At 35.2% G+C, this 24100-nt stretch carries 15 protein-coding genes; 4 read left to right on the top strand and 11 right to left on the bottom strand.

Annotation, left to right across the window (positions count from 1 at the left end):
• Nucleotides 1-27 precede the first annotated feature (27 nt).
• Nucleotides 28-2037: a hypothetical protein gene (locus AC5ZCW_RS18665; protein ID WP_496121207.1), complete on the top strand. Its 2010-nt coding sequence runs from the start codon at nucleotides 28-30 to the stop codon at nucleotides 2035-2037.
• Between the two features lie 253 nt (nucleotides 2038-2290).
• Here AC5ZCW_RS18665 and AC5ZCW_RS18670 read toward each other — a convergent pair whose 3' ends face one another.
• The 8 genes from AC5ZCW_RS18670 to AC5ZCW_RS18705 form a co-directional block, all read right to left on the bottom strand.
• The gene (locus AC5ZCW_RS18670; protein ID WP_496121208.1) at nucleotides 2291-5218 is read right to left on the bottom strand and encodes an FAD-binding and (Fe-S)-binding domain-containing protein; all 2928 of its coding nucleotides are present in this window, start codon (nucleotides 5216-5218) and stop codon (nucleotides 2291-2293) included.
• A gap of 151 nt (nucleotides 5219-5369) precedes the next feature.
• Nucleotides 5370-7667: an aminotransferase class III-fold pyridoxal phosphate-dependent enzyme gene (locus AC5ZCW_RS18675; protein WP_496121209.1), complete on the bottom strand. Its 2298-nt coding sequence runs from the start codon at nucleotides 7665-7667 to the stop codon at nucleotides 5370-5372.
• A 127-nt stretch (nucleotides 7668-7794) separates the two neighbouring features.
• Nucleotides 7795-9930, bottom strand: a complete 2136-nt coding sequence (locus AC5ZCW_RS18680) for a beta-galactosidase (RefSeq protein WP_496121210.1) — start codon at nucleotides 9928-9930, stop codon at nucleotides 7795-7797.
• Between the two features lie 45 nt (nucleotides 9931-9975).
• Nucleotides 9976-11982 (bottom strand): MGH1-like glycoside hydrolase domain-containing protein, encoded by a 2007-nt coding sequence (locus tag AC5ZCW_RS18685; protein WP_496121211.1) that lies wholly within the window; start codon nucleotides 11980-11982, stop codon nucleotides 9976-9978.
• A gap of 139 nt (nucleotides 11983-12121) precedes the next feature.
• Nucleotides 12122-13621: a RagB/SusD family nutrient uptake outer membrane protein gene (locus AC5ZCW_RS18690; RefSeq protein WP_496121212.1), complete on the bottom strand. Its 1500-nt coding sequence runs from the start codon at nucleotides 13619-13621 to the stop codon at nucleotides 12122-12124.
• A 22-nt stretch (nucleotides 13622-13643) separates the two neighbouring features.
• The gene (locus tag AC5ZCW_RS18695; protein ID WP_496121213.1) at nucleotides 13644-16766 is read right to left on the bottom strand and encodes a SusC/RagA family TonB-linked outer membrane protein; all 3123 of its coding nucleotides are present in this window, start codon (nucleotides 16764-16766) and stop codon (nucleotides 13644-13646) included.
• A gap of 176 nt (nucleotides 16767-16942) precedes the next feature.
• Entirely contained in the window at nucleotides 16943-18496 is a 1554-nt protein-coding gene (gene amaB, locus AC5ZCW_RS18700; RefSeq protein ID WP_496121214.1) for an L-piperidine-6-carboxylate dehydrogenase, read from the bottom strand.
• Between the two features lie 39 nt (nucleotides 18497-18535).
• Nucleotides 18536-19351: a DUF1338 domain-containing protein gene (locus AC5ZCW_RS18705; RefSeq protein ID WP_496121216.1), complete on the bottom strand. Its 816-nt coding sequence runs from the start codon at nucleotides 19349-19351 to the stop codon at nucleotides 18536-18538.
• A 190-nt stretch (nucleotides 19352-19541) separates the two neighbouring features.
• Between AC5ZCW_RS18705 and AC5ZCW_RS18710 the strand changes: the two genes are divergently transcribed.
• Nucleotides 19542-20012, top strand: a complete 471-nt coding sequence (locus AC5ZCW_RS18710) for an Lrp/AsnC family transcriptional regulator (protein WP_496121217.1) — start codon at nucleotides 19542-19544, stop codon at nucleotides 20010-20012.
• Nucleotides 20013-20070: 58 nt separating this feature from the next.
• Here the strand turns inward: AC5ZCW_RS18710 and AC5ZCW_RS18715 are convergent, their stop codons facing one another.
• Nucleotides 20071-20853: an SDR family oxidoreductase gene (locus tag AC5ZCW_RS18715; protein WP_496121218.1), complete on the bottom strand. Its 783-nt coding sequence runs from the start codon at nucleotides 20851-20853 to the stop codon at nucleotides 20071-20073.
• Between the two features lie 233 nt (nucleotides 20854-21086).
• Here AC5ZCW_RS18715 and bioB point away from each other — a divergent pair, with 233 nt between their 5' ends.
• Together bioB and AC5ZCW_RS18725 are read left to right on the top strand one after the other, a co-directional pair.
• Nucleotides 21087-22076 (top strand): biotin synthase BioB, encoded by a 990-nt coding sequence (bioB, locus tag AC5ZCW_RS18720; RefSeq protein ID WP_496121219.1) that lies wholly within the window; start codon nucleotides 21087-21089, stop codon nucleotides 22074-22076.
• Nucleotides 22077-22185: 109 nt separating this feature from the next.
• A complete protein-coding gene (locus AC5ZCW_RS18725; RefSeq protein ID WP_496121221.1) occupies nucleotides 22186-22590 on the top strand; it encodes a helix-turn-helix transcriptional regulator in 405 nt (134 codons plus the stop codon).
• Between the two features lie 91 nt (nucleotides 22591-22681).
• Here AC5ZCW_RS18725 and AC5ZCW_RS18730 read toward each other — a convergent pair whose 3' ends face one another.
• Both AC5ZCW_RS18730 and AC5ZCW_RS18735 read right to left on the bottom strand, forming a co-directional pair.
• A complete protein-coding gene (locus tag AC5ZCW_RS18730; protein WP_496121222.1) occupies nucleotides 22682-23341 on the bottom strand; it encodes a hypothetical protein in 660 nt (219 codons plus the stop codon).
• 156 nt (nucleotides 23342-23497) lie between these two features.
• Nucleotides 23498-24097, bottom strand: a complete 600-nt coding sequence (locus tag AC5ZCW_RS18735) for an REP-associated tyrosine transposase (RefSeq protein WP_496121223.1) — start codon at nucleotides 24095-24097, stop codon at nucleotides 23498-23500.
• Between the last annotated feature and the right edge of the window lie 3 nt (nucleotides 24098-24100).

A 24100-nucleotide genomic window follows, 5' to 3' on the forward strand; every position in this document is an offset into this window, starting at 1 on the left:
TGGATAACAATTAAAAAAACAAATGCTATGAAGATATCTTCTAGAAAAAAACTTAAATCTATCTTATTTGTCCTTATGGCATTCTGCTTTATTACAAATACGGGATTTTCACAAAACGACCAACGTTGGCAAATTAATACTGATGGTTCTATTTCTTGGCAAATAAACAACACAATTCCACATGATGATCATATCGAAATGAGCGGTAAAAGAATCTCGTGCGTTCTGAGATATGGCGTCGCAGCGGATGGTTCTTTTCATGCTACACGCAGTTTGGTTTGGCCAATGCTGAGAACCATTCCGAATAATACCCATGCCAGTTTAACACGTCAGTTTGCGCAGGATGCTTTTAACCTTGTTACCGTAAATTACAAACCAATTCCAGCAGAAAAAACAATCTCGCTGACTCTTAACGGAACATTATTAGTTAAAAGTAAAACAGACAATCTTGAGCTTACCAGACAATTTTTTCCTTCTACAGCTTTATCGGTTTATAATGAAATTTATACCCTTAAAAACAGTTCTGATAAAAACTGTATTGTAGAAATTCCAAAATCGAATGCGGTTTATACCACAGATTCAGCTAAAGGAACAGAAGGCAGTTACACTATACATGCTGATCTTATTAATAATGGAAGTTTTAATCTTAAACCAAATGAAACTGTTAGCTTTTCTGTTATCTATTCAGGCATTAAAGCAAACGAAACAGTTCCTGCTGTAAATGCTGAAGATGAAAAAAACAAACGTTTAGAATTGATTCGCGAAATATGGAGCAAATTGATTTTGGAAACACCAGATCAGGTTTTGAATACCGAATTTGCTTTCGCGAAAATCAGAGCGGCAGAAAGTATTTTTGAAACCAAAGGCGGTCCAATGCACGGTCCTGGTGGAGAATCGTATTATGCCGCCATTTGGGCAAATGATCAAGCGGAATATATTGGTCCATTTTTCCCTTATTTAGGATATGAATATGGAAATCAAGCATCTTTAAATGCTTACCTTCAATTTGCCAAATTTATGAACAAGGATTATAAAGCGATTCCGAGTTCTATTGTTGCAGAGGGAACAGATATTTGGGCTGGCGCAGGAGATCGCGGAGATGGCGCGATGATTGCGTACGGAGCTGCTCGTTACGCGCTTTCTAGAGGAAATACAGACGAAGCAAAACAATTGTGGCCATTAATTGAATGGTGCTTAGAATACTGTCACAGAAAAATAAATGCTGATGGCATAGTTGCTTCAGATTCTGATGAACTTGAAGGACGTCTTCCAGCAGGAAAAGCCAATTTGAATACTTCTTCTTTGTATTATGATGCTTTAAATTCTGCAGTTTACCTAGGCAACGTTTTAGGAAAAAATGCAACACAGCTAAAAGCATATAAAGTCGAAGCTGAAAAATTAAAAACAGCTATAGAAAAATACTTTGGAGCTAAAGTTGAAGGCTTTGAAACCTACAAATACTATAAAGAAAATGATGTCTTAAGAGCTTGGATCTGTACGCCACTTACAATGGGCATTTATGATCGAAAAAACGGAACGATAGACGCATTATTTTCTCCTAGATTATGGACAAAAGATGGTCTTGCAAGTGTTGCCGGAGATAAGATATTCTGGGATCGCTCTACTTTGTATGCTTTAAGAGGAGTTCTTGCTGCTGGCGAGACAGATAAAGCGCTTGATTTTTTACATTATTATTCTGATCGTCGCTTATTGGGAGATCACGTTCCGTATCCTGTAGAAGCCTATCCAGAAGGCGATCAACGTCATCTTTCGGCTGAAAGCGGTTTATATTGCCGAATTTTTACAGAGGGATTATTTGGTATTCGTCCGACAGGTTTGCGTAGTTTTGATCTTACACCTCGTCTTCCAAAATCTTGGAATACTATGAAATTAAAACAGATTCATGCCTTTGAACACGATTTTGACATTACAGTCGAAAGAGCTGGTAAAAACCTAAAATTAAAAATAACTGACGGTAAGAAACTTTTAATGAATAAGGTCATAAAAGATGGTTCTACGATAAATATTAAGTTATAATTTTTTTTGAATTATTGTTTTTTGATGCAAACCTCCAAAATATACTTGGAGGTTTGTTTTTTTTGAGAATAGTTTGTTTTCACGCAGATTTAAAAAAAAATCTGCAAAATCTGCGAGATCTGCGAGAGATAATTCTACATATAGTTTTTTTATCTCACAGATTTAGCAGATATAAACAGATTAATTTATACACAAAGCATATCTGTAGAGACGCACCGCAGTGCGTCTACACAACGAATATCCACAACGATATTTATTTCAAAGCCTCAAATAATATTTCAACCGGATGTTGCGCTTTTCTTCCTGTACCATCAGCAATTTGATGTCTACAACTAGTTCCTGAAGCAGAAATTAATGTGGCGCTTTCTTCTGCCCTAATTGTCGGAAACAAAACCAGTTCTCCAATTTTCATCGAAATATCATAATGTTCTTTTTCATAACCGAAAGAACCTGCCATACCGCAACAGCCACTTGGAATATTTAAAACAGTATAATTCTTAGGCAGTGAAAGTATCTTTTTAAGTGGCACTAAAGACGATAAGCTTTTCTGAAAACAATGCCCATGCATACGAACTCTTTCTCTTTGGTCTGTAAAGCTATCTGACGTAATTTTTCCTGCATCCAACTCTTTAGCCAAGAATTCTTCAATCAAAAAAGTTTTAGTTGCTACTTTTTTTGCTTTTACTTTCAAATCACCACGACACAAATCAGGATATTCATCACGAAATGAAAGTATTGCCGAAGGCTCAATTCCGATTAAAATACCATCGTTTGGAATTTCGGTTTCAAAAATTCTAATATTCTGTTCTGCAATCTCTCGTGCTTCTTTCAGCATTCCTTTAGAAAGATACGTTCTTCCGCTAATTCCAATTTTAGGAATTAGAACTTTATAACCTAATCTATTTAAAAGTTTTACCGCCGTCTGCCCTATTTCAACATCATAATAGTTCAGAAACTCGTCATTATACAAATAGACATTTCCGTTTCTAAAATCACCTATTTGACTGTAGTTTTTTATCCATTTTGCAAAAGTAATCTTGTGCATTAAAGGCAATTGTCTTTCTGTGGCAAAACCAGTTCCTTTTTTAATCCAATTTCCAATAATTCCTTTAGCAGATAAATTATACAACCACGGAGCTGAGGCAAACAGCTGATTAATTTTTGGCGTATTTCCAATTAGTTTAGATCTAAATTTTACTCCATTTTTATCATGATATTGCTGTAGAGTTTCGGCTTTCAATTTTGCCATATCCACATTAGAAGGACATTCCGACTTACAGCCTTTACAGCTTAAACATAAATCCAAAACCTCCAACAGATTTTCATCATCAAACTTATTGGTTTTTGATGAGTTTGTAATGGTTTCTCTGAGCATATTTGCACGTGCTCGAGTGGTATGTTTTTCATCTCGAGTAGCCATATAACTCGGACACATTGTACCACCGCTTTTCTCTGTTTTTCTGCAATCGCCAGAACCGTTGCACATTTCCGCTGCACGAAGAATTCCGTTGTGTTCTGAGAAATCGAAATACGTTTCAGGCATTGGTGTCTCCTGCCCTGCTGTATATCGCAGACTTGTATCCATAGGAGGCGTATTCACGATTTTCCCAGGATTAAAAACACCCCAAGGATCCCAAACTTTTTTTATCTGAACAAATAACTCATAAATTTCATTTCCCAGCATGAGCGGAATAAATTCTCCGCGTAGTCTTCCGTCACCATGTTCTCCGCTCAACGAGCCTTTGTACTTTTTGACCAAATGCGCAATGTCGGTTGCAATAGTTCTAAAAAGTGCTTTTCCTTCATGAGTTTTTAAATCTATGATCGGACGCAAATGCAATTCACCCGTAGCAGCATGCGCATAATGCACACAGTTCAGATTTCTCTCTTTTAAAATGGCATTAAAATCTTCAATAAAATCAGGCAGATCATTTACGTCAACTGCTGTATCTTCTATTACAGCAACTGCTTTGGCATCACCCGGAATATTAGACAATAAACCTAATCCTGCTTTTCTTAATGCCCAGACTTTATTGGTGTCTTCGCCATAAACAATCGGGAAATGATAACCAAGGTTTTTAGAACGCATTAAAGCTTCCATTCCTCTGGCAATGCTGTCAATTTCTTCTTGTGAATCTCTCAAAAATTCTACCGCCAAAATAGCTTGAGGATCACCATTTACAAAAAAGCGATTCTTGCTTTGTTCAATATTTTCTTTCGTGCATTCCAGAATATAATGGTCAATTAATTCTACACTATCCGGATTAAACTTCAGTGCTTCAATATTGGCTTTTAAAGATTCATGAATACTTTCAAAATGCACACAAACCAAAGCCGAATAAGGTTTTAAGGCATCAACCAAATTTAGTTTGATTGCTGTAGAAAAAAATAATGTTCCCTCAGATCCTGCAATTAGTTTACAGAAATTGAACTTTTCAGCAGAATCATCAAACGGACTGCTGTCTGATAATAAATCTAGCGCATATCCTGTATTTCTTCTCGGAATTGATTTTTTAGGAAAATTGGCTTCAAATAAATTTCGGTTATGTTCAGATGATAGTATTTCTTTAGCTTGAACATAAATAGCCTGTTCTAGCGGACTTACAACATTAATCCCATTGCATTTATCTTCAAATTCGGAATTAGTCAGAGAACCAAAAACAACTTCGTTTCCATCTGCTAAAAAACCTTGTATTTCGAGCACATGTTCGCGGGTTGATCCATAAACAACAGATCTTGCTCCACAGGCATTATTTCCCACCATTCCGCCAATCATGCAGCGATTACTGGTTGAAGTCTCTGGACCAAAAAAAAGTTTATACGGTTTTAAATGAAGATTCAGTTCATCACGAATAACTCCTGGTTCTACCCAAACCGATTTTTCTTCCTGATTTACCGAAATAATTTTGGTAAATTCTTGCGAAATATCAACCACAATTCCGTTTCCAACGACTTGCCCTGCAAGTGAAGTTCCAGCGGCACGAGGAATGATACTGCTGTTGTTTTCTTTTGCAAAAGCAATAATTTTTTGGATATCTTCTTTAGTTTTCGGAACAGCTACAGCCAAAGGCATTTCTTTGTAAGCGCTTGCGTCTGTTGCGTACAGCAGACGCATGGTATGATCGTAAAATAATTTTCCTTCTAATTGCTTTTCTAAATTGACAAGTTTATTATCATTCATTTTTTTGCTTTATTGTATACAAATCCACTTCTACCAAAAATGATAAAAGAGAAAAGCTGTCGCTAATTTTGGTTTGCTTAAATCGTTGTGTAGAACTAATGAAAGCTTCCGTCTATTGCAACGAAAGACTTTTTATTTTAATGGAAAGGTTTTATAATTCGCTTAATGCAATATCTAGCAACTCAACCATTTCATCAGCATTTTGTTTATTAAATGGCATTGGCGGTTTTATTTTTAAAACATTATGCAGAGGTCCGTCTGTACTTAACAAATAACCTTTGGTTTTCAGTTTTTCAACTACAATATCAATCTCAGGAATCGCAGGTTCCATGGTAATTCTGTCTTTTACCATTTCTGCACCAATAAACAAACCATGCCCGCGAACATCACTAATGATAGGATATTTAGCCATTAAACCTTTTAATCCATCCATCAAGTAATTTCCAGTCTCTAGAGCATGCTTTTGCATTTCTTCTTCTTGAATAACATCTAAAACTGCCAATCCTGTTGTCATTGAAACAGGATTTCCTCCAAAAGTATTGAAGTATTCCAAGCCATTATTGAAAGATTCAGCAATCTCCTCGGTTACAATTACAGCAGCAAGTGGATGCCCGTTTCCAATTGGTTTTCCTAAGACAACAATATCTGGCACTACATTTTGCAATTCGAATCCCCAGAAATGATCTCCAATTCTTCCAAATCCAACCTGAACTTCATCTGCAATACAAACTCCTCCTGCTGCACGAACAGATTCGTAGACATTCTTTAAGTAGTTTTCTGGCAACGGAATTTGACCGCCAACTCCTAATAAGGTTTCGCAAATAAAAACGGCAGGTGCTTTATCTTCTTTTTTTAAATCTTCGATAATTCGCTGTACATCTTCAGCATATTTTTCTCCTGCTGCTGCATCTCCATATTTATAAGGCCCGCGATACAAATCTGGGTTAATTGCTTTATGAATCCAAGGCATTTGTCCAGAACCGCCTTTGCTGTCAAATTTATACGGACTCATTTCCATCGCTACAGTCGAAGTTCCGTGATAAGCATGATCGAGTACAATAATATCTTTTTGTTTGGTAAAATGACGACTCATACGAATAGCCAAATCATTGGCCTCACTTCCTGAATTTACAAAATAGCAGACACTTAGTTTTTCGGGTAAAGTTGCTGTCAGTTTCTCTGCATAATCGGTTATAGCATCATTTAAGTATCTTGTATTCGTATTCAAAGTCGCTATTTGATACTGCATTTTTCTAACCACAACTGGATGGCAATGTCCAACATGCGAAGGATTATTTACACAGTCAACAAAAGTTCTTCCTTTGTCATCGTATAAATATTGCAAAGCTCCTTTTACAATTTTTAATTTGTCTTTGTAGCCAATGCTTAAATTTCTTCCTATTTTTTGTTTTCTAATTTCAAGAAGTTCCGAATAATCATCATTATTTATTAACCCGTCAAAACCACATGCTTTTCTAAATTCATCTTGTGCTTTTATAGGGTTTATTTTTATCAGTTTGTACAACAAATCCCAAGCTGGTTTTTCAGTGACAAAATGATGTTCATTGTCACTATCCAACGATGCATTATAAGCAGATTGTGTCACACTGATGCAAAGTCTTCCTGCAATGAGATAATACAATAGATCTAATTCTTGTTCGGTAAGCGCATACGAATTATGATATCCTTTGACAATTTCTGTTGCTACAGCCAACGGATCTTCTTCATCAAGCATCGCATAAACACAAGCAATCGCTAGATTGTTGATTAAAGCGGTATATACCATGTCTCCAAAATCGATCAATCCGCTAATGCGATTGTCTTTTACCAAAACATTGTAATCGTTGGCGTCATTGTGAATATAAGCGTGTCTCAGTCGGTGCAACTGCGGTAATACTTCTGTATCAAACTGCAATAAAAAATATCCAGCTATACGTCTTCTTTCGTGATTTAAAATATACTTTAAATTATCTCCAGCTTCGCTTGCGTGGCTAATATCCCACGTATAATTGCGATGCATTGCCGGATGAGAAAAATTCGCCAGGTCAGCATCCATATTACCTAAAAACGAACCTAAATTGTAATGCAGTTGACTGTTTTTGTTCTTTTCATCCACCCAAAAAATGCCTTCCAGAAAGTTGAGAATTCGAATATAATAGATTTGCGAATCTGTTATAATCTGAGTCAGCTCCTCTCCTTTTGTATTTAGACAGAAATGCTGAAAACAATCAGAAATATCACTTTTGGCAAGATGCCTCATAATGGCAGCCTGCGCTTCTAAAAATGGAAATGAATGGCTCTCATTTGATACTTTTAGAATGTACTTTTCATTCTTATCATCAGATAAAAGAAAATTCAATTCATCATATCCATTTAATGCTTTTACGGTTACATTTAAACCGTAATGTTCTTTTACTAAGTCCTGAATAACTGTTTCTGAAAAAGTCATTGTATTCAATTAAATTGTTTTTTCTTTTTTTTTTAGCCACGAATTACACCAATTTTCACTAATTTTTTTAAATGTTTTCTCTTAATTCGTGTAAATTCGTGCAATTCGTGGCAAACTTTATTCTATTCTATTTCCAAATAACAGCTTGAGCTGGTTCTAATGGATTTTTTCCAACTAATATTTTACTTCCAGCAGGAATTGGCAAGTTTATCGTTTCATTTGTATAATTTACACCCACATAAAAACCATCACGCCATTCTACATAAACCCCTTTTGGCAAATCTTGAATAGCAACTTTTGCACGTTCATATACCGTTCTTACCACTTGTCTCTCCAGATTCCCATCTTTACTTTCAGCTCCAATATAAGTAACGGTTCCTTTTCCTAATTTTCTCGTAATCGCAGCCGCTTTGCCTTTGTAAAACTGATCGGCATAAGAAGCTAAAACTTCAGTTCCTTGTTTCGGATTTAAAACATCAGCCCAAACATTCCACTTATAGGTATTGTTTCCTGCAGTTATGGTTCCGTTTACATCTTCAACCAACATATCAAAAAACTCAACATCTGCACCGATTAAAGGTACAATTGGTCCGCTCCAATTTGCTTCGAAGAAATGACCATTTTTATCTTTCTGTCCTGTACGGCATGAAAGAATTAAATTTCCGCCATTTTCAACATATTTCGTCCATTTGTCTACCAGTTTCTGATCAACTAATTGATACGCTGGAGCAACAATAAACGGATAATCCGAAAAATCGCTTTCTTCTGTAATAAAATCCATTGGCGCACCCGTTGATTTTACTGCCGAAGTATAGGTATTTCTATGTCTCCAAGTACTCCAAAACTCAGTTTGCTTCTGATTTTCCAAATCCCACAGATTCTCGTGGCTCCATAAAAACCCAGTCTTTCTTTTTGCTATTTCTTGCGGAATGACTGCTTTCGGATTGTATTCTTTACGAAGCAGTTTCATGTCATCGATTGATTGAACAAACTCTTTTCCTCCAGTAGTTAAAGTCACGCCATCAGTTCCAACAATTCCGTCATGATACATTTCGCTGCTTCCAAGCGGATGTCTATATCTATATGTACAAGTAAAAGAACAGCCTCCACCAAAAGCCTGAGAAATCCACATGTGGACAGTTCCTGGCAATAACTGTGGATTAATGCTTGCCCAATTTACTTGTCCAGGCTGCATTTCCATTACTCCTGTAACACCATTTATAGATCTATAATAATCATTGGCTTCCGAAATTTTATTAGGATGTCCCATTCTGAAATTTTGTCCTCCTAATTGATTTCTTCCGCTTACAGGATACATCGTATAAGTTGCAAAATCCATTTTATCTGTTCTTCTCGGATCAGCACCATAAACCACATTGGTATAATTTGTCGTAATCCATTGTTTCGGATCGATATATTTTCGAAGTATTTCAGCTTGCAAATTCAAATATTCTGCTTGAGAATCTGCTGTAAATCTTTTAAAATCTAGAATAGCGTGCGGACTTAATTTATCTTCAAAATAAATCTCTGCATTTGGAATCGCAATCTGCTCAAAATTATTGTATCTGATGCTCCAGAAACTGGCTACCCATTCCGTATTTAATTTTTCGATTGTTCCATATTTCGCTTTCAGCCATTTTTGAAATCCTTTTTGTGCTGATGGACTAAAGTCATCCGGCGCTCCCGGTTCGTTATCAACCTGCCAACCAATAACGTTTTTATTATTGCCGTATCTTTTTCCTAATTCGGTAACAATTTTGGCTACAAATTCTCTGTACTTTTCATTAGAAACAGACTGGTTGGCTCTGTTCCCGTGTTCTCTGCGTCTTCCGCTTGCATCAACCAAATAAATTTCAGGATATTTTTCTCCCATCCATGCTGGTGGCGTTGGCGTTGGTGTGCACATGATTACTTTCAAACCTTGTTTCTCAGCAATTGCCAATGCATCATCCAACCATTTGAAATCGTATTTTCCTTCTTCTGGTTCCATAAAAGTCCACGCAAATTCAGCAAAGTGCGTAAACTCAAAACCTAGTTTTTTAATATTTTTTAAATCACGTTCCCATTGTTCTCTTGGCCATTGCTCAGGATAATAATAAACTCCAATCTGCATTAAATCAGGTTTGGAGAAAAATCGCTGCGGATCTTTATTTTCTGCAACTGAGTTTTTCTTATTTTGAGCAAAAACAGGCGTTGAATGGCAGCCTGCAATAAACAATCCTGCCGTTATTATTTTTGTGAAAGATATATTGTGGTTAAACATATTTAGTTGTTGTATTCGTTATTAAATTGAATAATTAAATTCAAATTATTTATCTTCTAAAAGTAGCATTAAATAATGTGAAGCCGACCAGCTGAAGTTAAACGCTTCTAATCCTTTTCCGTTTAATGGCTGATAGTTTTCTCTTATGGTAGTGCCTTTATCCAAAGCACCTTCGGCATTATGCATCAGTTTATGCGCCAGTTCATTTGCTTCTTTTGTGTAACCGTATTTTTCTAATCCGTTGATGCCAAAATAACTTTGATCAAGCCAAATTGGCCCTCTCCAATATCCGTTATCAGGCTTAAATTTTGGATGATTTGCCGCCAATGTTGGCAAAGGCACAAAAGTGTTCAGACTAGCTGGATCAATCATATTGTTTTTTGCAGATTTGGCTTGTTCTGCAGTAGCAACTTCTGCCCAAATCGGACAATATCCTTCGCATCCCATCGCTTTTATCAATGTTTTGCCGTCAATTGTCGTGTCATAAAACCAGCCTGTCGCTTCATCCCAAAATTGCTTTTGAATTTTCTGCTTTAATGCATCACTTTCGTCTATCCATTTTTTTGCTTCTTCACTTAATTTTAAAACTGTCGCCATTTTGCTGAGATAATTTTTCTCTGCAAATAAAAACGAATTTAAATCAACACTTTCCTGATCTAACGAATACGCTTTTTCGCCGTTTTTCAAGATTTTGCTATCATCAAAACGAACAGCATTATCCATTCCGCTTTCCCATTTTGCGGCGATTACAGTGCCATCTGTTGAGCCAAATTCGCATAAACCATCCTGATCATGATCGCGTTCTTTGTACCACCAATTGTGATATAATTTAAGCTTTGGATAAAACTCTTTTATGAAATCAGCATCTTTCGTTTTTTCATAAATCTTCCAGATTGCCCAAGCTGCAAGTGGTGCTTTTGTATTTCTGTAATTGTTTTCTTCAAGAAGATTATTTCTGTAAATACAATCTGGAATAAAACCATTTGGATCCTGATAATCGAACAAAGCACGCATTTGATTTTTGGCTAATTCGGTATCATAATTAGCTACTGCAACGGCATGTTTCCAGCTGTCCCAAGCCCAAAAACCGTGAAACCACTCGTAATTATAACTCGGGAAAAGACCTCCGTGTTTTAATCCTTCCGCTGCAATTCTTGTATTGTTTTGTAAAGTCAGCACCAATTTTGCTGCAAAATCTGAATAGATCTGATCTTTGTAAATGTTTTTCTTTTTGGCAATTAACTCTGCTAATAGTTTTTCTTTTTCTTTTTGTGTGTTGTTTAACAGCGTAGTAAATACCGTTTTTTGTATCGTTTCATTTTCTGTTTTCCAAGAATACTGTGGAAAAATAAAACTTTGCGAAACAATAATTTCTTTGGTTTCATTTGGTTTTAAAACCAATTTTTCTGTCTGTGCTTTGAATCCCTGTTTGGTAATTTCAAATTCAGGATTTGATTTTAAAAACTGAATATATCCTACAGCAGTGCTTTTTGTAGAAACAATTTTTAAAGTGTTTTTTTCATTAGACAATTGTAAATCATCTAAAAAAAGAGACGCATTATAAGAAGGAAAAATAGTGATTGATTTTGTGCTTTTATTTGTAATGCTTGTTTTTTGCAAAGCCGAATGGCCTGATAAAAACACCAATTGCTGTTTTACTTCTAATTTCTCATTTTTAAACTGCTGTTCTAAATGGCTATTGAAACTGTTTTGCGCAACCAATGAATTTTTCCAGTTGATGATATCTTGCTTGTTTTCGTCTTTTAGCTCAAGCGAAACAAATGATGGACTTATCCAAACTCCGTTTTGTTCTGTCATCAAAAAAGGTCCTGAAAATCCTGCTTGAACATTTGAACCTTCTAAAAATCCAAATGCAAACCAAGCTCCTTTATCAGAGAACGCCAATGGTTTTCTGTCGGTTGCGTTTGTCAGATTTCCTTTATAATTAATGCTATTTTTAGCAAATTCTAAGTTTGGAAAGCTTTTTTGAGACCAACCTGATTGTATTAGAAAGAGGGATGAAAGAATAAAAAGTATTTTCTTTTTGCTCATGTTGTGTCATTTTTTGTGTTGTGTTGTTATATAGCTATAGGTCAACCCATTTTACTGAGCAGACCAATATCTTTAGATAAAAAGAATAGCCAAGAAATATAGGCTATTCTTTTTAAATATTTAAATCATTTTGAGAGAATTAATTCGTTTGCAATTCTGTCAATGGAATTGGGTAAAAGTTATTCTTTGCTGCGTCGAAACCTGTGCGTCCAACTGCATCAAGAGCTTGTTTTGTTTTTCCCCAACGGCGTAAATCGTAAAAACGGAAATTTTCAAGAGGGAATTCTAAAATTCTTTCGTGCTCGATTTGCGCTTTTACCTCAACACCACTTGTTCCTGTCATTGCAGGCATATCTGCTCTAGCGCGAACTTTATTGATATACGGAATTGCTTCTGCTGGACGACCCAATTCATTTAAAGCTTCAGCCTGCATCAACAATACATTTGAATATCGCATTAAAGGAATGTTAATTGCTGTAAATTCCTGATCCATTTTTTCTTGTGTGCTTGGAATAAATTTACGATAAACTGGTTTGTCTCTATCTCCAAATTTATCATCGTATGTTGTTCCTAATACCAATGGATTATTAGCATCATTAAAATATGGATCTTTGAAGAAAATTGTGCTATAAAAACGTGAATCATAGTTTCCTGTTGTCGCAATTTTTCCTTCTTTTTTGAATTCATTTACAAGCATTGGACTTGGTAGAATTTCGTCCCATCCGCCAAGCTCAGCCGCTGCCATCCAGTAGTGAAGTGCATTGCGGTAGAATGCTCCGTTTGCTGTAGTTTCTGAAAACTGAAGTTCAAAAATCGATTCTTTAGTATTCTTCATTGTTCCGTCAAACATAGAAACGTAATCTTTAACTAACTCATAACCTTGCACTTTGCTAAATGCCGTAAGCGCTTCATTTAGGAAAGCTTGTTTTTGGGCTGTTTCTTCATAAGATCTTGTCAAATATGCAAATCCTAAATAACTATTTGCTGCGCCACTTGTTGCACGTCCTGTTTTATCTGCAGATTGTTTTGCGGGTAAAACAGCTGCTACAGCTTTAAATTCGCTCGTAATAAAATCCCAAGCTTCTGCACGGCTTGACAACGGAATGTTTAAATCACTTTCTTTTGTAACATATTTATTTCTGATATAGATCTGATCCCAGTTTAAAATCAGCTTCATGTGGTAATATGCACGTAAAAAACGAGCTTCTGCCTCAATTTGCTTGCGGTCTTCATCGCTTATTTTTGCTGCAGGAACTTGTGGTAATTTATCAATAACCTGATTGGCATTACTAATTCCTCTATAGTTAATTCTCCAATAGCTAGTAAATTGGCTGTTTCCGTTTGTGTATGTAAAAGTAGAAAGTTCAACCCAGTTTTGGTAGTTCAAGGCATCGCTTCCTAATTCATTTATGTCTTCACGATATGCTTCGACTGGCCATTTTACTTCGGCGAAAGCCCATTCGTCAACAGCGCATTCTAATTGTGAATAAGTTGACGCCAAAGCCGATTCGGCATCAGCTTTATTTCTCCAGAAATTATCTGATGTAAGTTCATCTGGAGATTGTTGATCCAAATAGTCATCACAGCTTGTAAAAGTGAATAAACCTATAGCGGATAATATTAAAAATATCTTTTTCATGATAATGTCGTATTAAGTAGAATTAAAATATATACTGAACTCCAGAAACAAATGATCTTGTAAATGGAAAAACAAAACGGTCTACACCTGTGTCAATTACTTTGTCACGTGAAAATTCTGGGTCAATTCCCGAATAATTGGTGATTGTAAACAAGTTTTCTGCGCTGATGTAAAATCTAAGTTTGTCGATTTTTGCTTTGCCTAACATTTTGTTTGGAATAGTATATCCAAATTGCAACTGACGCATTCTGATAAAATCACCGCTTTCAAGAAAACGGTCTGATTCACGGCTGTTTCCGTTTGGATCCTGCAATACGGCACGCGGAATATTACTGTGGTTTTCTGGTGTCCATGAGTTTAATGTAGAAGCTAACATGTTAGTTCCAGCATTCATAGACTCATAAAAATATCTGTTTCCGTTGTATAATTTATTGCCCCAGCCACTTCCTATCAAAGCAGAGAAGTCAAATCCTTTATAACTAGCTCCTAAACTAAGGTTTACTTCCAGTTTTGGTAATCCTGTTCCTGCATAAGCTTTATCTTTTTCATCTATAACGCCGTCTCCGTTCAAATCTTTAAAGCGAATATCTCCAGGCTGTGCATTTGGCTGTAATAAAACACCATTTTTATTGTGAGCTGCTACTTCTTCAGCTGATTGGAAAATACCATCTGTTTTGTATAAATAGAATCCACTGATTGGGCTTCCTACACGTGCCTGAGTTGGAAAGTGCTCGTCTCCGTATTTTAATCCTTCTCCATAAATAGTCTGTCCGTCATTAGCTAATTCTTCCACTCTATTTTTAAGCGTCGTAAGATTCAACCCTGCGTTGTATTTAAACTCATTAACCTGATCGCGGTAATTTACTTCAAATTCAAATCCGCTGTTGCTAATTTTACCTACGTTAAGAACTGGATCATCAATTCCTGCTGATGGAGCCAGTTTTTTTGTAATCAGCAAATTGTCTGTTACATTATGGTAGTAGTTCATCGAACCGCTAATTTTTCCTTTTAAAAGCGTATAATCTAAACCGATATTTTTAGAATCTGTAGTTTCCCATTGCAGATTTCTATTTTCTAATGCTGTCGCAATACTTCCTGGCCAAGGATTGCTTCCAATACCCTGAACATAACCGTTGCCTAAAAAATTTCCTGTTTTGATCAATGTATTTGCAGAATAATATCCTAAAGCAGCTTCGTTACCCAATTGTCCCCAGCTTGCACGCAATTTTAAAGTAGAAAGAATCATATCTTTTGGGAAGAAATCTTCTTGCTCGATTTTCCATCCTAAAGCAATAGAAGGGAAAGTTCCCCAACGGCTGTCTTCTCCAAATTTAGAAGAACCATCTTTTCTAACTGTCACCTGAAGTAAGTAACGATCATTGTATGAATAATTTAATCTGCTAAAGAAAGAGACTCTGTTGTATTGAAATTTTGAACCATCAGCAGAATAGGTTCCTCCTCTTCCTGCGCCAATGGTTTCAAAACCAGGATCAAGGAATCCTGAAGGACGATCGATAGAAACCAATTGTCCGTTTTCTACAGTATAATCAGTTGTTTTTCCTTCAACACTAACATCATTCCAGTTTGAAGCCTGACTGTTAAACGTATTTCCAAGCATTAAACCAAAAACATGTTTTCCGAAAGTTTTATCAATGGTGATAATATTATCTAATATTTGCTCATTCCAAGTAGTTCTCAATTCTCTTTGCACAGGATAAAGATGCACCTCTTTCGGGTTGGCAATGTATGGAGGAAAATGAAACATTTGCTGATTATTCTTTACACGGTAAGAATAAGCCAGTTTGTATTTTAACCAAGGTGTAATATTTGCTGTTGCTGCAATATTTGCTGTTATGTCCTGTCCGATGTCATTGTTTTTCTTAAAATGCTCTTCTGCAACCGGGTTTGTTCCCGCTGGTAAACCATTTTTATTTGCTAGTCCATAACCGTATTCCTCATTTTCATCATAAACAGGAACCAAAGGAGCCATCGTATATACTTCTTTTAGCTGAAAACTAGGCAATGCATTTTGCGTTCCCATATACGCCATTTTTGCATCGATATCAAAAATTGATTTTTTAAAACTAACTCTAGCACTACCAGTTTGCTGACCAAATTCGTTATCTATTACAATACCTTTTTGCTTCACAAAATTACCATAAAGTGCAAATTTAAAATCTCCTTGTCTTCCCTGAATTCCTAAGCCATAGTTTTGTGTAAAACCAGAACGGAAAACTTCGTCCTGCCAATCTGTATTTACATCTGATGGTGCTGTAATATAAGCCGGAAGTGGTTTTGGTGAAGTTGCATATTTATTGTATTCATCATACATTCTTTTATTAACAGTACGATAACCATCAGCATCTAACATATCTAATGTTTTTGATGGATTTGTAATGCTTAAGAAAGAACTGAAATCTACTTTTACACCTTCTTTTTGTCCATTTTTAGTGGTTACGATAATTACACCATTTGCAGCAACAGATCCGTAAATTGCAGCTGCGGCACCATCTTTAAGAACCTCCATAGATTCTATATTGGTTGGGTTTATCGTATTAATAGATCCCTGAAAACCGTCAATGATATAAAGTGGTTCTGTTGCTCCAAAGGTATTTACACCACGAATTTTCACGCTTACTGAAGCACCTGCAACACCACCGCTTTTTTGCACATTTACTCCGGCAACTAATCCTTGAAGAGCTTCTGATGGACTTGTTGTCGCACGAGTTTCTAGGCTTTCTTTCTTAACTGTAGAAATAGCTCCCGTAACATTACTTTTCTTTTGAGTTCCATAACCAATAATAACTACTTCATTCAATTTATTGGTTTCTTCCTGCATAGATACATTAAGTTCTGAACGATTGTTTATACTCTCACTTATGGATATAAATCCTACATAAGAAAAAACAATAATTGGATTCTCCAACGTCGATGGATACACTAAGGTATAATTTCCATCAATATCTGTCCCAGCATTGTATTTAGAATCTTTGATCGAAATACTTACCCCAGGCAGCGTATTATTTTTGTCATCCGTCACTTTTCCTGAAATTGTTTTTTGTGCTTGTGCAAAACTGATGTTTGGCAGCCACAAGCATAACAGCAGAGGAATAAAATAAATTACCCTAATTAGTTTTCTGTTCATCTTGGTAATGGTTTTAGTTAGTAAATTTTTAGGTTTCTTTTTTTTTAATTTTTAATATTTAGTTTTTGTATTGCATGTATATACATCTTGTTTGACAATGCTTTAAAACATTACCAAACAAAATGCAGTATTCTAATTGATGTTTTTTGCTAAGCTTTAGCTAACCTAAATAGGTTCTACAAGTCAAATTTTATTCCTTGAGCCAACGGCAGACTTGTAGTATAGTTGATTGTATTGGTTTGCCTTCTCATGTAAATTTTCCAGGCATCAGATCCAGATTCACGGCCACCACCAGTTTCTTTCTCACCGCCAAAGGCCCCACCAATTTCAGCTCCAGATGTTCCGATATTTACATTTGCAATACCGCAATCAGAACCTGTTACCGATAGAAATAATTCGGCTTCTCTTAAATTATTGGTCATAATTGCAGAAGACAATCCTTGCATTACACCATTTTGTATCTCAATTGCCGCTTCAACAGTGCCCGAATATTTTAATAAGTATAAAACAGGAGCAAAAGTTTCGTGCTGTACAATTTCAAAAGAATTATCAGCCTCCGCAATTGCAGGTTTTACGTAACAGCCGCTTTCATATCCATCACCAGAAAGCACTCCACCTTCAACCAGAATTTTACCTCCTTGCTCTACCACTTTTTTCAAAGCATCATTGTACAATTCAACTGCTTGCTTGTCGATAAGAGGACCAACATGATTTTTTTCGTCTAAAGGATTTCCGATACGCAATTGTCCATAAGCAGAAATCAGAGCTTCTTTAACTTTTTCATAAATGCTTTCATGAATAATCAAACGTCTGGTAGAAGTGCATCTTTGTCCTGCTGTACCAACAGCACCAAAAACGGCACCAATAACGGTCATCTTAATATCTGCATCTGGCGTGACAATAATGGCATTGTTGCCACCTAATTCCAATAATGATTTTCCAAAACGTCCTGCGACTACCTGCGCCACAATTTTACCCATTCGAGTAGAACCTGTAGCCGAGATTAACGGAATACGTTTATCATTGGTTAACAATTCGCCTATTTTATAATCTCCCGTAATTAAACACGAAATTCCTTCAGGCAAATTATTTTCTTTTATAACTTCTGCTATAATATTTTGACAGGCAACTGCGCATAGTGGTGTTTTTTCAGATGGTTTCCAAACGCAAACATCGCCGCAAACCCAAGCCAAAGCTGTATTCCAAGCCCAAACAGCCACTGGAAAGTTAAATGCCGAAATGATTCCCACAACTCCTAGAGAATGGTACTGCTCATACATTCTATGTCCTGGTCTTTCTGAATGCATCGTTAATCCGTGAAGCTGACGCGAAAGTCCAACCGCAAAATCACAGATATCTATCATTTCCTGTACTTCGCCATAACCTTCCTGCAAGGATTTACCCATTTCATAAGAAACCAGTTTGCCTAAAGCTTCTTTATTTTTGCGCAATTTTTCTCCAAATTGTCGCACTATTTCTCCACGCTGAGGCGCTGGCATTAATCTAAATTGTTTAAAAGCAGCTGTTGCTGCTTCCATTGCTTTTTCATAATCTACGGGAGTAGATGTCTTTATTTTTGCAATCAATTTTCCATCTACAGGCGAATAGCTTTCTAAGATTTCTCCATTAGAAAAATTATTCAATCCTGTTGAAGTTCCTTCGTTAATGTCCTTTATATTTAATTCTTTTAAAGCTTCTTTTATTGTAATTTCTAATTCTTCGATTGCCATTATGAACTTTTTAATTGTGCTTTTTCTATTAAATGAATGTTAGAGCGTTTTTTGAAGCTTTACATCAGTACTTTCAAATATCTTATCTGCTGATGATGCCACAAATCCTTGATATAATTCTCCGTTTGACATCGGATAACGCAATGCAAATTCATAATAACATGATGGCACTTTTAATGTTCCTTCCTCAAAATCAATATCGTACAAATCTGCTAAAGTGCTTGATTGTTCCAATAGCTGTTCTGGAGTTCCTTTAATTTTTCCTCCAGATGCATTCAATTCCCATCCGCTAGATTCTAAGAAATTATTCAATTCTTCTAAGGTTTTAAATCCTTTTAAAGCATTGGTATTGATTGTAAAGTGATTGGCTCTAAAACCATAAACATACATCCAAGCTGCATATTCAGACTCTTCCAATAATGATTTATAAACCGCTTGTGAATTTCCATTCCAAACAGATCCACTTAAAACCAATTCTGGATTATTAAAAACGCTTTGATCGCAGTTGTTTAATAAATTCTCTACTGTAGCCTGTAATTCTGCAGAACATTTTTCCAATTCCAGTTCAGAAATAAAAATTCTTGGTGCGTCTTTATCAGTTGCGTGCTCATAATGTTTAGCAAAGAGTTTTTTAGTGTCAAAATGATACTCCCCTTTTGCCTCATAACCCACATTTAGAAATGGTTTCTCTAATACTTCGATATTCACACGCTTATCATTGAAAGTACGAATTGCGATATGATCGTTTTTAATTTCTTCTCCTTTGTCTTCCAGAAGTTCATGAATTTTTAATGCTGACGGAGTAATTTCAACATATTGCTCCCATAGCTTTGTAAGTAGTTGATCTTTATTCATTTTGTAGTTATGTTAAAATAGTGTTATTATGACACAAATCTATACATATAACTGTTATAATAACAGTATAATAACACGATTATTTATAATTAGACATTTGTTATGTTATTTTTTGTAATTTTGACACTTTAAAAACCATTTTTAACAGAAGAATTGTCAAAATAATAGAATCATCAATTAAAAACTACTTATGGCAAAGGTCAAGAAGAATGAAAATACTGACTATTTAGATCGAGAAATCATACAAAAACTTAGCGAGAATGCAAGAATACCATTTTCTGATCTGGCTAAAGAATTAAATATTTCTAATTCGCTGGTACATTTAAGGGTTAAAAAACTCCAAGACGCAGGAGTAATTAATAGCTTTTCTGTAAAATTAAACCCGAAAGAACTTGGTTTTGAGACTATTACCTATACAGGAATTGTTACTAAAGAGGCTCACTTTTCCTACTCAATCGCCGAAAAGCTAAAAGCAATTCCCGAAGTGATTGAGTGTCATTGGGTATCGGGAAAATATGCTTTGTTTATAAAAATAGTTGCTGCAAACAATGAAGAGCTTCGTAAAATTTTATACGAACAAGTGCATCAAATTGAAGGCGTTGGAAGCACCGATTCGTTTTTCTCTTTTGGTTCTGCTTTTGAGAAAAATCTACCAGTATAACTACAAAATTCCAAAATAATGGTATAGGGCTATCTTACATATCTCTATAAACCTAATTTTAGTTTATAATAGTAGTCAGATATTCTTTCCAAGTCTGTTTGCCACTATTATTTTCTGGACACAGATTTATTCCTGTAGTAAATAATCTATGGCGAATATCTTCTGGCTGTATTAAAGCCAGATTTTTATTGCTCTGAATTACTTCGAGGTAAGTTTGAATCATTTCTTCTAAATGAAGCACATTTGGGCCTCCAAAATCTTGTATTAAACCATTTGGAGACTCTAATGCAATAGAAGCTAATAGTGCAGCGACTTCTTGTACCGCCACAGATTGGAACCTCAGCCCAGATGGAATTGTCATTACATTAGATTCTGCACTTTGACTTTCTAATGCCTTTATCATAGTAAACACAAAATCATGAAATTGTGTAGTTCTTAGAATTGTAAAAGGAATACCACTATTTGCGATACTATTTTCAACTTCCAATTTTCCTTGGTAATAAGGATAATCGCTTTTATTAATTCCGACAATAGAAATATAAATGAAGTGTTTGATTGAGTTTCTATCTACTGCTTGCAGTAAATTTTTGGTGCCTTCTATATCAGTTTGCTGAAAGTCTCTAGGATTACTTGCACAGTGAATAACGATTTCTGCTCCAGCTGCTGCTTCTTTCAAACCAAAATTTTTAAACAAATCTCCTGTAAAAAACTCTAAGTTATTTTGAACACAATTATTTGCTTGAGTTGTTAATACAGCTGTTTTGAAACCTTTTTCTAATAATATATCAACAATATATTTTCCTAGATGTCCATTTCCGCCAGTAACTAATATTTTATTCATTCGGTTTGCAATTAGAATACTATATTAGAAAAAAAACCTCGTAACCTCAAAATTTTTTAGGTATAAGTAGACCATTATGCCGATTCTTTTAAGAAAAAATAAATTGGCTCAATCTTAAAGACGTTAAATCTAGAATTAGTAACCGGACTACTCAAAATATAAAAAGTGGTACATTTTGATGATACAGCAAAACAATACATTTGACCAAAAATCATTAAAGCATATCAAAATAAATGAACACGCAAATAAGACACGACTGGAAAAAAGAAGAAATTCAAGCTATCTACGATCAGCCTTTATTAGAATTGGTTTATCAGGCTGCAACCGTACATCGAGAGTTTCATAAACCTTCAGAAATACAGGTTTGTACGTTGCTTTCTGTAAAAACAGGCGGTTGTCCAGAAGATTGTTCGTATTGCGGACAAGCAGCACGTTATCATACAGATATTAAAGTTCAAGCACTACTTCCAACAGAAAAAGTATTAGAACATGCACAAAAAGCAAAAGACGGCGGTTCTTCCCGCTTTTGTATGGCGGCTGCTTGGCGTGAAGTGCGTGACAACAAAGATTTTGATCGTGTTATCGAAATGGTAAAAGGTGTAAACGATCTTGGTTTGGAAGTTTGCTGTACTTTAGGAATGCTTACCGAAGAGCAAGCTGTACGTCTTCAAGAAGCGGGTCTGTATGCTTATAACCATAATTTGGATACTTCTGAAAGTTATTACGATGAAATAATCAGCACGCGTAAGTTTGACCAACGTTTGGATACTATTAATAACGTGAGAAAAGCAGGAATTACGGTTTGTTCGGGCGGAATTATTGGCCTGGGAGAATCTAATGGCGATAGAGTTTCTATGCTGTTAACTTTGGCAACAATGCCTGTTCATCCTGAATCTGTTCCTGTAAATGCCTTGGCCAGAGTAAAAGGAACCCCACTAGAAAACAATCCGAAAGTGCCTATTTGGGATATGGTTCGAATGATAGCTACAGCGCGTATTGTGATGCCCGCTTCTATTGTTCGTTTGAGCGCCGGACGTATCGAAATGACCGAAGAAGAACAAGCTTGGTGTTTTATGGCTGGTGCCAATTCTATTTTTACAGGAGAACGCGAAACTTTATTGGTAACACCAAATCCAGGTCTTTCAGAAGATATGCAGATGTTTCAAAATCTTGGGCTTAAGCCTTTGGTTAAAGAAAATAAAAGTGCTTGTTCTTTGATTTAAAAAGCAGCTATAATATCTGACAAAAAAAATATTTTATTGGATATTTTTCTATCTTTGAAATTCATCAAAATGGCTTTATCTTTGAGCCAATAGAAAAATAAAACGCAATATGGAACAGAAAATTCATCAGGGAAGAAACATAAAACGCTTCAGAGAAATGCTTAACATTAAGCAAGAAGCATTGGCTTATGATCTTGGAGAAGACTGGAGCCAGAAGAAGATTTCTATGCTGGAGCAAAAAGATACAATTGAAGATAGTCTGCTTAAACAAATCTCAGCTATATTAAAAATTCCTGTTGAAGCTTTTCAAAATTTTGATGAGGAACAAGCCGTTAATTTAATTTCATGTAATTTCTCAGATAATGCAATGTTCAATAACCGAATTGAAGTTTTTAATAACAATCCAATTGAGGAAATCAAAAAACTTCATGAAGAGAAAATTGCTTTGTTTGAACGTATGCTAAAAGAGAAGGATGAAATGATCGCTAGGCTTGAGAAATTAATTGGTAAATAAGATTTATTAGAATATTAGTTCAATAAAAAAGAGGCTTTTTTAAAGTCTCTTTTTTATTGAAAAATTAGCTATTCAGCTATACCTACTTGCATTATTTAATTCTTTCTGCGATAAATTCTTCTGCAATTACATAGGGTTGCTTAAGACTAAAGTCGTTTGGACTAACATCTTCATTACCAAATATTAGAATTTTAGCATTTGGTTTATCTTCATAATTTATCTTTTTCCTAATAAGTTCATTTTTTATTTGAAAATCCATATTATGCTTTTCACAAACTCGCATTATAGAGTTTCCTAAAGACTGAGGCAGTATGATTGTTCGTTTTGAATATTTTTGGTAGAATTCCTCATTATTCCAAAAATATTCATTTACAGTAATCCAATTTCCAGTTTCTTTTTCCAAAACATTACTTATTTCACCAATAAATTCGTTGACGTTTTCAGGTTTACCTTGTATTTCACATTCGATTTCGTTTTCATTAAAAATTAGTAACAATGGGTGATCATCCAAGATTTTCATTTTTACGTAAGGTAAAGTTAAACTCCAAAAAAAGCCGTTGAATTTTTTAGTTTCTAAACAAGTTATTTTCCATTCTTCATATTCAATAGGAATATCATAACTATTCTGATTAATTGACACTATCATTTCTAAAGAGCTATCTGAAGTCTGAAATTTATACGATTCAACTTTTAAATCGCAATCATTATAAAACTTTTTATCGTTGGTTTTTTTTAGAAGTTGCTCTATCATAAATATGTATTTTTTTAGTAATTATCCCCCCTGTCCCTGCTCTGCAAAGTGTTCTCCTTATTAACGCTGCGCAAATGTCTCCGACTTTGCGCTTTTTTATACAACAGTTCATTAAACCGTTCATTTCTAAAAGTCTCTGACTTTATTATAAAATTACTAATAAAGATTATCTCGAAAAATAGACTTTAAATTTAAAACATCGACAATTGGATTATCTGCTTTTTCAATACTTAGCAATCCTTTATCATTAATATAATTGCTTGCGCTAGAATAAACATATTCTGATGCTCGATTCACATAGCCTGCTCTTACAGGATTTAAATGTATATAATCCAGTTTAGACCACATAAATTTATTGCTGTAAATTTCTTCCGCGTGATTTCCATACTGCCAAAATTGATAAAGTTTATTTCTGGTATGTTTTTCTGCAGCAAGTTTAAATCTTTCCAGCATCCATTCTCTTCTGCTTTCTGGACTATTTTGTATTTTGTCTAGGATAGTTTTTGCTGTAAACTTTTTAAAATCTCTTACTAAATCCGAAAGCTTTCCATCTTCCGACTGCACAATCATATGAATGTGATTGCTCATTATGACATAACCATACAAAATCATTCCTTTATTTTTAATACAGTAATCTAAGCATTCAATTATAACATCCCTATAACTCTGTCGTGTAAAAACATCGATCCAGTCTACAATTGTTGGCGTGATAAAATGCGGCAGTTTTTGATCTCTTATTACATAGCCTTCTTTCATTTT

It is taken from the genome of Flavobacterium sp. PLA-DH12 (genome assembly GCF_059511845.1).